This window comes from Amycolatopsis sp. cg5 (assembly GCF_041346955.1).
Classification (GTDB): domain Bacteria; phylum Actinomycetota; class Actinomycetes; order Mycobacteriales; family Pseudonocardiaceae; genus Amycolatopsis.
The window spans coordinates 6,865,042-6,880,210 of record NZ_CP166849.1; the positions used below are offsets into that span (position 1 = coordinate 6,865,042).

A 15,169-nucleotide genomic window follows, 5' to 3' on the forward strand; every position below is an offset into this window, starting at 1 on the left:
TCCGCCTTTTTGTCTCCTCAAAGCCGCCATTAGTGCGCACGTGATCGGCGCGGGGTCGGAAAAGGACTTACGAGTGCTCGAACCGATGCTTGACCGTCGCGCGGCCCGATTCGGTTAGCCCGCCCCATAACCGCAGCCGCGCCAGGCCGCCGTCGGGGTAGATGTCGAGCCGGGCGTCGGTCACCTCGGGTGAGTCGACCAGCGCGAACCGGTGCCGGGTGTCCGGCTGCAGGCGGGTGCGCGGCAGCAGCTCGAACCAGCGCTCGCCGCCGTCGGCCGAGCCGCTCAGCGAAGCCCAGCCCGGCGCGTTCCCCTTGAGGTGCGTGGTGTCCAGCTCGGCGAACCGGATCGTGCCAGCGCCCGCGAGCTTCAGCGTCACCCAGTCGTTGCCGTCGCCGCGGCGGCGTGACGTTTCCCAGCCCTCGGCCTGGTTCGCGGCCAGTCCCGGGGCGAGCAGGTTGTTCGGCGACGAGTAGAACATGTTGCTGCAGCCGGTGATCGAGGCGCCGTTCTCCAGCGCGGCGAGGTCGAGCGCTTCGAAGTCGACCTGGCGCGGGTCGGCGATCGGCGTGCCGTGCACGCGGAGCCTGGCGACGCCGCCGTCGGGGTACATGGTGAGGCGGACATGGGTGTACCGCTTGGCGTTGGCGACCGGGAAGAAGTTCTCCTGGTTCCCGTTGACCGCCGAGCGCGCGACGATCGGCTCCCAGGCCGTCAGCTCGCCGGGGCTCGGGTAGCCGTCGACCGCGCACGCCTCGACCGAGATGTACGGCGGGTAGTTGCCCTTGAAGAACGCCGTGTCGACGATGACGCCGGAGACCCGGCCCGGCAGGCCGAGCCGCACGATCGCCATGTCGTCACCGGCCTCGCGGCGGCGGCGCGTTTCCCAGCCGTCGTAGAGCTGGCCACGCGGGCCGAAGGTCTCCGGCCGGTGCGCGGGCACCCAGTCGTTGATGAGGTTTTCCTTCTCCGCGAACAACTCGTCGGTCGCCCACATGACCGTGCCGCCGAATCGCCTCGACGCCAAGTCCGGTTTGGACGTCCACTGCGGACGTTCGATCATCGTGATTCCCCTCTGCTCAGCAGGCGTCCGAACGGTTTCGCGCCGGTGATCTCCGCGCCGCGCAGCCAGGTCGAGCGCACCACGCCGTCGAGCGTGCGGCCGTGGTAGGCGCTGACCTTGTTGCGGTGCTGGAGTTTCCCGGCGTCCACCTGGAACGACTCGTCCGGCGCGAACACGCAGAAGTCGGCGTCGTAACCCACTTCGATCCGGCCCTTGCGCGCGAGCCCGACCTGCGTCGCGGGCCGCTCGGCCATCCAGCGCACGACGTCGGACAGAGTGAAACCGCGATGCCGCGCCTGCGTCCAGACCGCGGGCAAGCCGAGCTGCAGGCTCGCGATGCCACCCCAGGCCTCGCCGAAATCCCCGCTGTCAAAGCGTTTCAGCTCGGCCGTGCACGGCGAATGGTCGCTGACCACGTAGTCGATCACGCCGTCGGCGAGCCCCCGCCACAGCAGTTCGCGGTTCTCCGCCTCGCGGATCGGCGGGCAGCACTTGAACTGCGTCGCGCCGTCGAGGATCTCCTCCGCGGTGAAGCTCAGATAGTGCGGGCACGTCTCGACGGTCAAGGCGACGCCGTCACGCTTGGCGCTGGCGATCATCGGCAACGCGTCCGACGAGGACAAATGCAGGATGTGCACGCGGGCGCCGGTCCGCCTGGCCAGCTCGATGACCCGCGCGATCGCCATGTTCTCGGCGCCGCGCGGCCGTGAGTGCAGGAAATCGCCGTACTTCGCGCCGTGCGGCCGCGGGGCGTGCTCGATCGAGTCGGAGTCCTCGGCGTGCACGATCATCATCGCGCCGAAGCCCGCCAGCTCGCGCAGGTCTTCTTCGAGTTCCGGGGCGCTCAGCGGCGGGAACTCGTCGACGCCCGAGTGCAGCAGGAAGCACTTGAAGCCGTACACGCCCGCGTCGTGCAGCCCGCGCAGGTCGGCGCGATTTCCCGGGACGGCGCCGCCCCAGAAGCCGACGTCGATGTGCACGCGCCCCTCGGCCGTCTTGCGCTTGACGTCGAACGCCGCGAGGTCGACCGTCGGCGGAATGCTGTTGAGCGGCATGTCGACCAGGGTCGTGACGCCGCCGGCGGCCGCGGCGCGGGTGGCCGTCTCGAAGCCCTCCCATTCGCTGCGGCCGGGGTCGTTGACGTGCACGTGGGTGTCGACGAGACCGGGCAGCAGCACCGAGTCGCCGGCGAGTTCGACGACCCGGTCACCGGTCAGCCAGTCGTCGATCGCGACGATCCGGCCGTCCTCGACGCCGACGCAGGCAGGCCGTTCACCCTCGGGCGTCACGACCCGCCGGGCCTTGAAAACCAGCTTCACGCTGCTCCTCCCATCGCTTGTAATGGCTTAGTCGTCGCGATATTGACCGTTGCCGAGCGAAACTCGCGGCGATCGGGACCCCACCGAATGCGGCCTAGGCCAATGATAGAGTGGTCGGAATGAAACAGGTTGTGAAGGTCAGGTTGCTGCCCACGCAGGACCAGGAGCTGGCTTTGTCGCAGACCCTCCGACGCTGCAACGAAGCCGCGTCGTGGCTTTCGCAACAGATGCATGCGCTGGGCATTACACATAGATTCGCAGCGCAGAAGAAGTTCTATGTCGAACTGCGGGAACGTTTCAACTTGTCGGCGCAGCCCACCATCCGGGTGATCGGCAAGGTCGCAGTCGCTTACACGACCTTGCGGGCGAATGTGCAGGCAGGAAATTTTGGTCCGCCGGGCTCGTCGCTTCGCAGCAAAGTCGAGGCAAAGCCTGCGGTGTTCCGCCCGGAGGCCGCCCAGCCTTTCGATGCTCGATGCCTGTCCTGGCAAATTCCCGCGACTGGCCGCGAGGGCACGGTGTCTATCTGGACCGTAGCCGGACGGCTCAAGTTCCTGCGGGTCACCGGCAAACCTGAGCATCTGCTGTTGCTGCGGACCTGTGATATCGGCGAAACCGACCTCATCCACCGCGACGGCAAGTGGTTTCTTTTTGCCACGATCGAAGCCCCCGAAGCCACGGCTCAGCAACCGAGGGGCTTCCTCGGCGTGGATCTGGGTATTGCGAACATTGCCACCACCAGCGACGGGTACCGCATGGCCGGAGCGCGACTCAATCGCTACCGCAAACGCCAGCTCCAGCTGCGAAAACGGTTGCAGGCGAGGAAGACGTCTTCCGCCCGGAGATTGCTTAAGAAACGCCGACGCAAGGAGACGAGGTTCGCCACTGATGTGAACCACGTCGTCAGCAAGAACATCGTGGCCGCGGCACAACGCACCGGTCGCGGCATCGCCGTCGAGGAACTGACGGGGATACGCGCCCGGGTACGGCTTCGCAAGCCCCAACGGGCCGCGATACATTCCTGGTCGTTCGCCCAGCTTACTGGATTCCTCGCCTATAAAGCCGCTCAGGCGGGAGTGGCATTCGTGCAGGTTGATCCGGCTTACACGTCGCAAGCCTGTCACCAGTGTGGCTATGTCGACAGGAAGAACAGAAGATCGCAAGCAGTGTTCAAATGTGGCAGGTGTGACTTCGTTGAGCACGCCGACCACAATGCAGCGCGCAATATCGCGGACCGCGGTGTCGCGCGCTGGGACGAAGTCATGCGTCCAGACGCAGCGCCCATCCTGGCAGCCAGCTAGGACAGCAGCAGCAAACCTACCGGTAGGCTCGAACATCAGGGACAGGTTATGAACCGAGTCCTTTAAGAACGAGTCCATGACGCCGCTCCCATCCAGCCGAACGAATCGGCGCTGTGCCCGATCGGGTGATACTCGACGCCAACGTAACCGGCGTACCCCGCCGCGGACAATTTCCGCAGGTAGCCGGGGATGTCCAGGGACCCGGTGCCGGGCTGATGGCGACCCGGCGCGTCGGCGATCTGGACGTGCCCGATGCGGTCGAGAGCGACCACTTCGTCGAGGTCGTCGCCGTTGACCGCGAGGTGGTAAAGGTCGGCGAGCAGCAGCACGTCGTCGCGGCCGAGCGCGTCGAGCACGCGCAGCGCGTCGGCCGAGGTCAGCAGCGGATAGCGGGGCACGGCGGAGAGCGGCTCCAGCGCGAGACGGCCACCGATCCGGGCCACCTTGGCCGCCATGGTGTCCAAGGTGGACAGTGCGTGCTCGTCTTGGGCCGAGGGATCGAGGCCGTCGATCCGCAAGCCGTACAAGGGATTGAACGTCCGGCAGCCCAGCCGCTCGGCGATCCCGACGGCGACGTCGACATTGTCGGCCAGCTCGCCCTCGCGGCCCGGCGTCGAGATCAGCCCGCGCTCACCGGCGGCGAGGTCACCGCCGTAGAAGTTCAGCAGCGCCAGCCGCAGGCCCGCGTCCTCGACCGCGCGGACGAACCGGTCCACTTCGGCGTCCGGCGGCACCGCCACGTCGAACGGCCACCAGAACTCGGCGGCTTCGAAACCGGCGGCCCGCGCCGCGGCCGGCCGGTCGAGCAACGGCAGCTCGGTGAAGAGGATCGACAGGTTGACGTCGTAATCCATGCGTCGACGCTACCCGAGCGGACGGGATAGTGTCGGCGGGAAAGCACCGAGAGGAGTCTCACGTTGCAGCTCGCCGAGTTCAACGCCGCGGCCGACCCGCGTGCCGTGCTCACCGAGTGCCTGGCGGTGCCCCGCTGGGTGGACACGGTCCGAGCGGGCCGCCCGTACGCGGACGTCGAAAGCCTCGTCGAGGCCGCAGGCCTGACGCTCGAACCCGACGAGATCCGGGCCGCGATGGCCGCGCATCCCCGTATCGGCGAGAAGCCGAAGGGCGAGGGCACCGGCGCCGCATGGTCGCGTTCGGAACAGTCCGGTGTGGACGGTTCTACCGCCGAGAAGTTCCAGGCGGCCAACGCCGAGTACGAGGCCCGCTTCGGCCACGTCTACCTGGTGTGCGCGAGCGGACGCAGCGGCGAGGAGCTGCTCGAAATCCTGCGTTCGCGGCTCGGGAACGACGCGGGCACCGAGCTGCGCATCGCGGGCGAGGAGCTGGTGAAGATCGCGAAACTACGGCTGGCGAAGGCGGTCCGATGAGCCAGGTGACCACGCACGTGCTCGACACGGCCGAAGGACATCCCGCGCAGGGCGTCCCGGTCCGGCTCGAAGCACACGACCTCGCGGGCTGGTCCACGCTCGCCGAAGGCGTCACCGACGCCGACGGCCGGGTCCGCGACCTCGGCCCCGAGCGGCTCGACGCCGGCGTCTACCGGCTGATCTTCGACACCGGGTCCTACCTGGGGCCCGAGGCGTTCTTCCCGGAGATCACGGTCAGCTTCCGGATCGCCGACCCCGGCGCGCACCACCATGTGCCGGTGCTGCTCAGCCCGTTCTCCTATTCCACCTACCGAGGGAGCTGACGTGGGCATCACACTGGGCCCCAACCAGTACGGCAAGGCCGAGGTCCGGCTGGTCACGGTCAACCGCCGTGGTCCGGTGCACCACCTCAAGGACCTCACCGTGTCGACGTCGCTGCGCGGCGAGCTGGAGCGCACGCACCTGACCGGCGACAACTCCGACGTGCTGGCCACCGACACGCAGAAGAACACCGTCTACGCCTTCGCCAAGCAAAGTCCGGTCGGCGAGATCGAGGACTTCGCGCTGCGTCTCGGCAGGCATTTCGTGCGCGGCCCGATCACCGGCGCGCGCATCCTGATCGAGGAGCACGGCTGGGACCGCATCCCGGTCGACGGCAAGGCGCACGACCACGCGTTCTCCCGCGCGGGCTCGGAGAAGCGGACGACCGCGGTCACCGTCCAGGGCACGGACCACTGGGTGGTGTCCGGGCTCGACGACCTGGTGCTGCTCAAGTCGACCGGCTCGGAGTTCCACGGCTTCCCCCGCGACGAGTACACGACGCTCGGCGAGACGGACGACCGGATCCTGGCGACCGCCGTGACCGCGCGCTGGCGGTACCAGGGCCGCGACATCGACTGGGCGAAGAGCCACGCGGAGATCCGCCGGGTCATGCTGGAAACGTTCGCCACCAAGCACAGTCTCTCGCTGCAGCAGACGTTGTACGCGATGGGCGAGGCCGTGCTGCTGGCCAGGCCGGAGGTGGCCGAGGTGCGGCTCTCGCTGCCGAACAAGCACCACTTCCTGGTCGACTTGTCGCCGTTCGGGCTGACCAACGAGAACGAGGTCTTCTACGCGGCCGACCGGCCGTACGGCCTGATCGAGGGCACGGTCATCCGCGACGACGCCGAGGACCCGGCCTCGCCTGGCACACGCTCCCGGCCTTCTGATGACCGCCGGGTACTCGGGCACCCCGCTCTTTAAGAAGCTGGGCGTCAAGGCCGAGCACCGGCTCGTCCTGCTGCACGCGCCCGACGGCTGGACGGTGCCCGAGCTGCCCGACGGCGTGCGCGTGCTCCGGCGCGGGATGGCGGGTGACGTCATCGTGGCGTTCTACCGGGAGCACAAGGCGCTTGTTAAGGACGCTGAGAGGTTCACTTCTCTGGCGCCGGGGTGCGCGCTGTGGATCGCCTGGCCCCGGAAGGCTGGCGGGCACGTCAGCGACATCGCCGAGCAGGACCTGCGTGATCTGCTCCTGCCGACCGGACTGGTCGACGTCAAGGTCGCGGCGCTCGACGACGACTGGTCCGGCCTGAAGTTCCTGTGGCGAAAGGGGTCGTGAGTGTTTTCGCCGGTTAGAACCGGTCATATCACTCACGACCCCGGCGGTGGATAGATCGCTCTATCATGTCGGTATGACCGGGACTCGTGAGCGCATCGTCAACGCCGGCGCGGAGCTCTTCCGCCGCAACGGCTACACGGGCACGGGCGTCAAGCAGATCGTCGCCGAGGCGGGCGCGCCCTTCGGGTCGCTCTATCACTTCTTCCCCGGCGGGAAGGAGCAGCTCGGCGAGGAGGTCATCCGCACCTCCGGGATGATGTACCTGCGGCTGTTCGAGATCTTCTTCGTCGACGGCGCCGAGCTCGTTCCCACGGTCGAGGCCGTCTTCGAGAGCGCCGCCGAGACACTGCGCGAGACCGACTACGCCGACGCCTGCCCGATCGCGACGGTCGCGCTGGAAGTCGCCAGCACGAACGAGCCGCTGCGGATCGCGACGGCCGACGTGTTCACGGCCTGGATCGACCACGGCTCGGCCGGGCTGATCGCGAAGTTCGGGCTGGCGCCCGACCGCGCCCGCGAGCTGATCATCGCGATCATCACGAGCCTGGAAGGCGCTTTCGTGCTCAGCCGGGCCCTGCGCAGCACGGAACCGCTGAAAGTCGCCGGCGCCACGGCCGCGCACGCCGCCCGCGCGGCGTTGGTTTGTTAATAACGCTGCCTGGCGCATAAGCGAAAATGTTTATCCACCGCTTATTTCATGCTCGATAGAACTCTCGGGCGGCCCGATGGAGGCCACCGACGAGAGGACGGCACATGCGGCGAGCAGGGTTGATCGTGGCGGCGGCGATGGTGGCACTGGGCGGGCTGGCAGGGACCGCGAGCGCGTCGCCACCACCGCAGGCCAACATCATCGGCGGCAGCGAGGTGCCGGACGGCAAGTACCCGTTCATGGCCTCGCTGCAGTACCAGGACGACAAAGGGAACTGGGGCCACTTCTGCGGCGCCTCGCTCATCGACGCACGCGGGATCCTGCTGACGGCCGGGCACTGCGGCCGTGTCATCGAGCAGGTGAAGGTACGGGCGGTGGTCGGCCGGACGAAGCTTTCCGGGGAGGACGGGTACATCCGCGGGATCAGGGAGGTGAAGGTCCACAAGGACGCGGACGTGGCGCTGATCTTCCTCGACGACGAGGTCGCCGACGTCGCGCCGATCCAGCTCGTCACCCCCGGCACCGACGCGCTGGAACGGCCGGGCAGGAACGTGCTCACCACGGGCTGGGGCAGCACGGTGCTGGACCCCGCGGGTCCCGGCGGCGGCGGGCCGGGCAGCTACCAGCCGGACCGCTTGCGTGAGGTGACGGTGCCGATCGTCTCGAACGACGAATGCTCCGTGTCGTTCCCCGGCTTGGACACCACGTACTCGATCTGCGCCGGGCGGCACGGCAAGGACGCGTGCCAGGGCGACAGCGGCGGGCCGTTGTTCGTGAAGGCGCCGTCCGGGCGGTTCATCCAGCTGGGCGTGACGAGCGCGGGCGCGGGCTGCGGCGCGCTGGGCTACCCCGGCATCTACGCCAAGCTGAGCACCCAGGAGGTCGGCGACTGGATCGCCAACTTCGGCATGGACACCAAGTAAAGCTCGTGAGTGGTATGGCCGGTTCTAACCGGCCATACCACTCACGACCAGTTCAGAAGGCGCGCAAGGTGTTGGTGACGCAGTGGATCTCGCCGCCGGACATGTGGGCGCCGAGGAAGTCGTCCACGTAGCGGACGGTCAGGCCCGTGCTCTTGAGCGACTGGGTGACGGCCTCGGCGAAAACGTCCTTGCCGCCGATGAGCGGGCCGTACTGCTTCGGCGCGACGTAGCGGCCGCCGTCGAGGACGAGGCCGTTGACGGCGTTGGGGATCTCGGCGACCGCGATGGTCATGGCGGTCAGCTGCGCGAGCTTCTTGTCCTTCTCCGGGCCAGCCGGCATCCGGTCGATGTCCTGCTTGAGGAACTGCCAGTCCAGCGACTTGTAGGAGAACAACGTCGGCACGCGCACGATGTCGGCGTCGGTGAGGCCGGTCTTCTGACGCAGGACGGCCAGGTTCGCGTCGATCTTCGACGCCGCGTTCTGGTTGGTGCGCACGAACTGCTCGTCGGCCAGGAACTCGCCGATCGAGCGCTGGTCGACGTGCAGGTCGTACGGCCACTCCAGCTTGGGCAGGTCGCCGTGCATGATCTGGTCGCCGTGCCCGGCGTCCTTGAGCAGCTGCAGGCCGCGCACCGGGTCGGCGACCAGCGCGCGCCAGCCCAGCCTGCTGCCCGGTGCGGGCACGAACTGGACGAACTCGTCGACGTGACCGACGTCGAGCCAGGAGGTGTCCAGCGTGATCGGCTGCTGAACCGCTTGCGCGGCAAGGAAAGTGAGCATCTCGGCGGCCGGGCCCTCACCGGGGTCGCCCGCGCCGACGATGATCTGGCCGGACGGGAAGCCGGGGCGCGGCGGCACCGTCTCCAGGTTGCCCATGGAGTCGAGGCTTTCGTGCTCCTTCGCGGTGAAGGCGTGTTCGACGTGCACGGCGGCCACGCCGGGGCCGGCGAACTCGGTCCACGCGGTGCGGGCGCCCAGGCGCCGCGAGTTGTTCACCGAAGTGATCAGCACGCGCATCGAGCTGCCGGGGACGCTCATCGACGCCGGTTCGAAGACGTCCTGCATCCAGTCGTCGCCGCCGGTGTCGACCCGATGCAACGGCTTGTCCACCGCGCCCGCCATCGCCTTGTCGAACGCGGCGTCGGTCTCGCGCTGGTCGGCGATGAGCACGTCCTGCACGCGCTGGGTGTTGTTCTGCGTGATCACCGGGGCCTCGCGCAGGTCGAGCTTCGACGTGTGGCCGTTGACGGTCAGGCCGACGGTCACCCGGCCGTCCCAGACCTTCGCGTCGCGGATGACATCCAGGCCTTCGACGCCGACTTCGACGCCGCGCCGCAGTTCCTCCTCCGACAGCACGGTGTCCGCCTTCACGACCTCCCACTGGGCGCGCTTGACGAAGACGCGCACGTGCTCGGGAACCGCGACCTTGCCGGTGCCCCAGGGTGACCAGACGTGCAGGCGGGTGAGGTCCTTCTCGTCCTGCGGACCGTTCACCACGTCGTCGGCCGCGTCGTTGCACGCGGCCATCTCGCGGTCGGCGGCGTACTGCGCGACGCGGTGGTCCTTCTGCAGCTGCGCGTATTCACGCTCGGCGCGCTCGGGGTCGGTCTTCGCGAGTTCGAGCAGTTCCTGGTGACGCTTGTCGAACGCGTCGGTCTCGGCTTTCTCCTTCTCCACCGCGTCAGCGGCGATCTGCTTCGCCTTGGCCTTGCAGACTCCGGCGTCGTCGTCGATGTTGGCCAGGAAGAGCGGGGTGTCCGTGCGGAACTGGACCAGGTCGGGGGTCGCGGACGCGGCCGGGGCGGATCCGATGACGCCGAGTGCCACAACGGCCAAGGCGAGCAGAGTGCGGGCTGTCATGCACCGCACTCTCGCAGCGGCTTGTCAGGAACCTGTGTGCGTCCGGTCAGGCCGGCTTGAAGATCAGGTACCCGTCAAATGCTCTGGCCGGACAGGGACCCGGGGCAACGCCAGGCCCGTGGCCGCGCGGATGGCGGCCACGATCGCCGGGGTGGACGAGATCGTCGGGGGTTCGCCGACGCCGCGTAACCCGTATGGCGCATGGGGATCCGCGCGTTCGAGCACGTCGATCGACATCGGGGGCATGTCGAGCACCGTCGGGATCAGGTAGTCGGTGAAGGACGGATTGCGGATCTTGCCGTCGGCGATCTGGATCTCCTCCATCACCGCCAGGCCGAGTCCCTGCGCCGAGCCGCCCTGGATCTGGCCGAGCACGGCCTGCGGGTTCATCGACTTGCCGACGTCCTGCGCGCAGTCCAGCGCCACGACCTTGACCAGGCCGAGTTCGGTGTCGACGTCGACGACCGCGCGGTGCGCGGCGAACGCGTACTGGACGTGCGCGTTGCCCTGGCCGAACTCCGGGTCGACGGCCTGGGTCGGGCGGTGCCGCCACTCGACCGTCTCGTCGAAGACCTCAGTGCCGACGATGTCCGCCACATCCGCCACGACGCCTTGCGTGGTGACGATCTTGCCGCCTGCGACGCTCGCCCCGGACATGTCGAACCGGCCCGCGGCGTGCTTGAACAGGCGGTCGCGCACGGCGAGGCAGGCCGCCTGCACCGCGCCGCCGGTCACGTAGGTCTGGCGCGACGCCGACGTCGAACCGCCGTTGCCGATCGAGGTGTCCATCGGCAGGATCGTCACCTGCTCGATGCCGAGTTCGGTGCGCACGATCTGCTGCATCACCGTGACCAGGCCCTGCCCGACCTCACAGGCCGCGGTGTGCACGGTCGCGGCAGGCTCGCCGCCGACCACCATCAGCCGCACGCGCGCGGTCGAGTAGTCGTCGAAGCCCTCGGAGAAGCAGACGTTCTTGATGCCGACCGCGTAGCCGACGCCGCGGACCACGCCTTCGCCGTGCGTCGTGTTGGACACGCCGCCGGGCAGCAGCCGCAGATCGGAGCCGTCGTTGGCGGCGGGCATCGGCTTGGCGCGGACGAGTTCGAGCAGCTCGGCGACCGGCGCGGCGGAGTCGATGACCTGGCCGGTCGGCATCAGGCTGCCTTCGGCCATCGCGTTGCGGATGCGCAGCTCGACCGGGTCGACGCCGCAGGCCCCGGCGAGCTTGTCCATCTGGGATTCGTAGGCGAAACCCGCTTGCACGGCACCGAATCCACGCATCGCGCCGCACGGCGGGTTGTTCGTGTAGGCGCCCCAGCAGTCGACACTCACACTGTCCACATTGTACGGTCCGACGCCCAGCGTGGCCGCGTTCGCCACCACGGCGCCGGTCGACGACGCGTACGCGCCGCCGTCGAGATACAGCCTCGCCTTGACGTAGACGAGCTTGCCGTCCGAGTCCGCGCCGTGCTCGTAGTACATCTTCGCCGGATGCCGGTGCACGTGGCCGTAGAAGGATTCTTCCCGGTTGTAGACCATCTTGACCGGCTTGCCGGTGTGCAGCGCGAGCAGGCAGGCGTGCACCTGCATCGACAGATCCTCGCGCCCGCCGAACGCGCCGCCGACCCCGCCGAGCGTCAGCCGCACCTTGTCCACCGGCAACCCCAGCGCTGCCACGATCTGCTGCTGGTCGACGTGCAACCATTGCGTGGCAACGTAAAGGTCGACACCGCCCTCGGTGTCCGGCACCGCGAGCCCGGACTCGGGGCCGAGGAACGCCTGATCCTGCATGCCGACTTCGTAGACGCCGGACACGACGACTTCGGCGTCGAACTCGGCGCCGCGCCGGATCTTGACGTGGCGCACGACGTTGCCGCCTTCGTGCAACCGCGCGCCTTCACCGGCGACGGCGGCCTCGGAGTCGGTGACCGGCTCCAGCACCTCGTAGGTGACGACGATCTTCTTCAGCGCGCGCCGCGCGGTCTCCGGGTGGTCGGCCGCGACGATCGCGACCGGCTCGCCCTGGTACCGCACGACCTCGTCGGCCAGCACCGGCTGGTCCGCGTGCTCCAGCCCGTACCGGTTGACGCCCGGCACGTCCTCGTGCGTCAGCACCGCGTACACCCCTTGCACCGCAAGGGCTTGCGCGATGTCGATCGAGACGATCCGCGCGTACGGATGCGGGCTGCGCAGGGTCGCGCCCCACAGCATGTCCTCGTGCCAGAGGTCCGACGAGTAGGCGAACTCGCCACGGACCTTGACGATCCCGTCCGGCCGCTGAGGGCTCGCGCCGACTCCGTTCGGCGTTGTCCTGGTCTCAGTCGACGTCGTGGTGGACGTGGTCATCAGGCCTCCCGCAGTTTCGCACTGGCCACCGACAGTTCCGCGGCGATCGCGGACTCGTCGGCTCGGCGGAGCCCGCCACCGGACACCACGGCTTCGCCGCCGACGAACAGCTTGGCCAGCGGCGGCGTCGCGCCGAGCACGAGCGCGGCGACCGGGTCGGTGATCCCGGCGTAGAGCAGACCGCGCAGGTCCCAGACCGCGAGGTCGGCGAGCTTGCCCGGCTCGATCGAGCCGATTTCGCCGGCGCGGCCGAGGCATCGGGCGCCGCCCATGGTGCCCATCCACAACGATTCACGCGTCGTCAGCGCGCGCGGGCCGCCACTTTGCCTGGCCTGCAGTAACGCCTGGTGCAGCTCTTCGCCGAGCCCGCCGGACTCGTTGGACGCGGCGCCGTCGACGCCGAGGCCGACCGGCGCGCCCGCGTCGAGCAGGTCACGGACCGGCGCGATCCCGCAGCCGATGCGGCCGTTGGACGTCGGGCAGTGCGCGGCGCCGGTGCCGGTCGCGCCGAGCCGCCGGATGGCCGACGGCGCGAGGTGGATGGTGTGCGCGAGCCAGACGTCGTCACCGAGCCAGCCGAGCTTGTCGGCGTATTCGGCGGGCGTGCAGCCCTGCTCTTCCAGGCACTGCCGTTCCTCGTCGAGCGTCTCCGCGAGGTGCGTATGCAGGCGGACTCCCTTGCGCCGCGCCAATTCCGCGGCACCGGTCATCAGCTCGGAGCTGACCGAGAACGGCGAGCAAGGCCCGACCGCGATCTGCACGTGCGCGTTCGGGCCTGCGTCGTGATACCGGTCGATCGCTTCCTCGGTGCCGCGCAGCGCGCCCTCGGTGGTCTCGACCAGGTTGTCCGGCGGCAGCCCGCCGTCGGACTCGCCGCGGTCCATCGACCCGCGCACGACGTGCAGCCGCACGCCGATCCGCTCGCGGGCGCCGACCAGCGCCTCGACCTGGTCCCCGCCGCCACGCGGGAAGACGTAGTGGTGATCGGCGACGGTCGTGCAGCCGGTCAGCGCGAGCCGCGCCAGCCCGGCGGTCGCGGCCGCGTGCGTGACGCCCGCGTCGAGCCCGCGCCAGATCGGGTACAGCTCGACGAGCCACTCGAACAGCGTGTGGTCGGCGGCGAGCCCGCGTGTCGCCCATTGGTAGAGGTGGTGATGGGTGTTGACGAGCCCAGGCGTGACCAGGAGGTCTCGCCCGTCGACGCGCTCGTCGTACTCCCCCGCCGGCGCCTCACCAGCGCCGACGGCCGTGATCCGCTCGCCGGAGATGACGACGTGACCGGTGAACTCGTCGCCGTCGGCGTTGACGGTCGCGATGGCGGCGTTCTCGATGACCGTCCTCATTTGGCACCGCGAACCGCGTCGAGGATCTTCTCGTATCCGGTGCAGCGGCACAGGTTTCCGGCGAGCGCCTCGCGGATCTCCTCGTCGCTGGGATCGGGTACGCGCCTGAGCAGGTCATGCGCGGCGACGACCAGGCCGGGCGTGCAGAAACCGCACTGCACGGCCCCGTGGTCCACAAAGGACTGCTGGATCGGGTCGAGCTGGTCGCCGTCGGCGAGCCCTTCGACCGTGCGCACCTCGCGGCCTTCGACCTGACCGGCCGCGACCAGGCACGCGCACACCGGCACGTCGTCGAGATAGACCGTGCAGGAACCGCATTCGCCTTGCTCACAAGCGTTCTTGGAGCCGGGAAGGCCGAGCCGCTCGCGCAGCACGTACAGCAGGCTCTCGCCTTCCCAGACGTCATCCGCCTGACGGGCATCGCCGTTGACAGTCACGTTCACGCGCACGAGCGCTCGACCCCCTGGTACTCGTTCCATGCCCATGTCAAAGTGCGGCGCGCCATCACGGCCAGCGCGTGCTTGCGGTAGGCGGCGCTGCCGCGCACGTCGTCGATCGGCGACGCGGCCTGCGCGACCAGATCGCCGAAGCGGCGCTTGACCGAGTCGGCGATCGGGGCCCGCGTGTCCCATGGCGCCTCGGCCGCGAGGTACTCCTCGGCCTCGCGGGCTCGTCGCGGCGTCGGCGCGGCCGAGCCGACGGCCGCCCCGATCTCCGCCCGTTCGGGCCGCAGTGCGATCGCGAACGAGCAGACCGCGATGACCATCGCGTTGCGCGTCCCGACCTTGGCGAACTGCTGCGGGCCTGCCGAAGCGGGCAGGTGCACCGCGGTGATCAGCTCGTCCGGTTCGAGCGCGTTGTGCTTGACGCCGAGGTAGAACTCGTCGGCGGGGATCCGGCGCGAGCCGCGCACGGACGCGACCTCGACCTCGCCCCCGAGCGCCAGCAGCACCGGGTGTGTGTCGCCGGCGGGCGACGCGGCGCCGAGGTTGCCGCCGACCGTGCCCCGGTTGCGGATCTGCGGCGAGCCGACCGTGCGCGAGGCCATCGCCAGCGCGGGCAGGGATTCGCCCAGCTCAGCGATGACGCGGACGTACGGGACGCCGGCGCCGAGCCGGACCTGACCGTCCGAAGTGGACCACTCGGCGAGCTCGCCGATGCCGGTCAGGTCGAGCAGCGCGGCAGGCCGCCGGTGGTCGAAGTTCAGCTCGACCATCACGTCCGTGCCGCCGGCGATGGGCACCGCGTCGACGCGCTCGGCCTTGAGCTCGAGCGCCTCACGCAGTGTCGCGGGTCGCAGGAAATCCAACTCTGGCTCCTCCCAGGTGATGCCCAAGTACACACACTTATGGCCTAGTCGGCAACGGCGTGCGAGC

Annotated in this window: 15 protein-coding genes; 7 read left to right on the top strand and 8 right to left on the bottom strand. The window is 69.1% G+C overall.

Annotated elements, in window-relative coordinates:
* Positions 1 to 67: 67 nt before the first annotated feature.
* On the bottom strand, positions 68 to 1,063 hold the full coding sequence (gene alc / locus AB5J62_RS30655) for an allantoicase (protein WP_370943442.1): 996 nt from the start codon (positions 1,061 to 1,063) through the stop codon (positions 68 to 70).
* Positions 1,060 to 2,382 carry an allantoinase AllB gene (gene allB / locus AB5J62_RS30660; RefSeq protein WP_370943443.1) on the bottom strand — a complete coding sequence of 441 codons (1,323 nt, stop codon included), beginning with the start codon at positions 2,380 to 2,382 and terminating at the stop codon, positions 1,060 to 1,062. Before allB ends, alc begins: the two co-directional genes overlap by 4 nt.
* A gap of 119 nt (positions 2,383 to 2,501) precedes the next feature.
* Here allB and AB5J62_RS30665 point away from each other — a divergent pair, with 119 nt between their 5' ends.
* Entirely contained in the window at positions 2,502 to 3,683 is a 1,182-nt protein-coding gene (locus AB5J62_RS30665; protein ID WP_370943444.1) for an RNA-guided endonuclease InsQ/TnpB family protein, read from the top strand.
* Between the two features lie 62 nt (positions 3,684 to 3,745).
* On the opposite strand, the gene AB5J62_RS30670 is transcribed toward AB5J62_RS30665, so the two are convergent.
* Positions 3,746 to 4,537 (bottom strand): hydroxypyruvate isomerase family protein, encoded by a 792-nt coding sequence (locus AB5J62_RS30670; RefSeq protein ID WP_370943446.1) that lies wholly within the window; start codon positions 4,535 to 4,537, stop codon positions 3,746 to 3,748.
* Between the two features lie 63 nt (positions 4,538 to 4,600).
* Here AB5J62_RS30670 and uraD point away from each other — a divergent pair, with 63 nt between their 5' ends.
* From uraD to AB5J62_RS30700, 6 genes are all read left to right on the top strand, one after another.
* Positions 4,601 to 5,071, top strand: a complete 471-nt coding sequence (uraD, locus tag AB5J62_RS30675) for a 2-oxo-4-hydroxy-4-carboxy-5-ureidoimidazoline decarboxylase (protein ID WP_370943447.1) — start codon at positions 4,601 to 4,603, stop codon at positions 5,069 to 5,071.
* Positions 5,068 to 5,394: a hydroxyisourate hydrolase gene (gene uraH, locus AB5J62_RS30680; RefSeq protein ID WP_370943448.1), complete on the top strand. Its 327-nt coding sequence runs from the start codon at positions 5,068 to 5,070 to the stop codon at positions 5,392 to 5,394. The genes uraD and uraH overlap by 4 nt, the downstream gene beginning before the upstream one ends.
* Position 5,395: 1 nt before the next feature.
* The gene (pucL, locus tag AB5J62_RS30685) at positions 5,396 to 6,313 is read left to right on the top strand and encodes a factor-independent urate hydroxylase (RefSeq protein ID WP_370943449.1); all 918 of its coding nucleotides are present in this window, start codon (positions 5,396 to 5,398) and stop codon (positions 6,311 to 6,313) included.
* Positions 6,279 to 6,671 (top strand): DUF3052 domain-containing protein, encoded by a 393-nt coding sequence (locus AB5J62_RS30690; protein ID WP_370943450.1) that lies wholly within the window; start codon positions 6,279 to 6,281, stop codon positions 6,669 to 6,671. Before pucL ends, AB5J62_RS30690 begins: the two co-directional genes overlap by 35 nt.
* Positions 6,672 to 6,744: 73 nt before the next feature.
* On the top strand, positions 6,745 to 7,320 hold the full coding sequence (locus tag AB5J62_RS30695; protein ID WP_370943451.1) for a TetR/AcrR family transcriptional regulator: 576 nt from the start codon (positions 6,745 to 6,747) through the stop codon (positions 7,318 to 7,320).
* Between the two features lie 104 nt (positions 7,321 to 7,424).
* Positions 7,425 to 8,243, top strand: coding sequence for a trypsin-like serine protease (locus AB5J62_RS30700; RefSeq protein ID WP_370943452.1), 819 nt, complete (start codon positions 7,425 to 7,427; stop codon positions 8,241 to 8,243).
* Between the two features lie 52 nt (positions 8,244 to 8,295).
* On the opposite strand, the gene AB5J62_RS30705 is transcribed toward AB5J62_RS30700, so the two are convergent.
* From AB5J62_RS30705 to AB5J62_RS30725, 5 genes are all read right to left on the bottom strand, one after another.
* Positions 8,296 to 10,104: a protein-arginine deiminase family protein gene (locus AB5J62_RS30705; RefSeq protein WP_370943453.1), complete on the bottom strand. Its 1,809-nt coding sequence runs from the start codon at positions 10,102 to 10,104 to the stop codon at positions 8,296 to 8,298.
* A gap of 63 nt (positions 10,105 to 10,167) precedes the next feature.
* Positions 10,168 to 12,450 (bottom strand): xanthine dehydrogenase subunit D, encoded by a 2,283-nt coding sequence (pucD, locus tag AB5J62_RS30710; RefSeq protein ID WP_370943455.1) that lies wholly within the window; start codon positions 12,448 to 12,450, stop codon positions 10,168 to 10,170.
* Positions 12,450 to 13,793 (bottom strand): 8-oxoguanine deaminase, encoded by a 1,344-nt coding sequence (locus tag AB5J62_RS30715; protein ID WP_370943457.1) that lies wholly within the window; start codon positions 13,791 to 13,793, stop codon positions 12,450 to 12,452. The genes pucD and AB5J62_RS30715 overlap by 1 nt, the downstream gene beginning before the upstream one ends.
* The gene (locus tag AB5J62_RS30720) at positions 13,790 to 14,242 is read right to left on the bottom strand and encodes a (2Fe-2S)-binding protein (protein WP_370943458.1); all 453 of its coding nucleotides are present in this window, start codon (positions 14,240 to 14,242) and stop codon (positions 13,790 to 13,792) included. The genes AB5J62_RS30715 and AB5J62_RS30720 overlap by 4 nt, the downstream gene beginning before the upstream one ends.
* On the bottom strand, positions 14,233 to 15,102 hold the full coding sequence (locus AB5J62_RS30725) for a xanthine dehydrogenase family protein subunit M (protein ID WP_370943459.1): 870 nt from the start codon (positions 15,100 to 15,102) through the stop codon (positions 14,233 to 14,235). Before AB5J62_RS30725 ends, AB5J62_RS30720 begins: the two co-directional genes overlap by 10 nt.
* Positions 15,103 to 15,169: the final 67 nt, after the last annotated feature.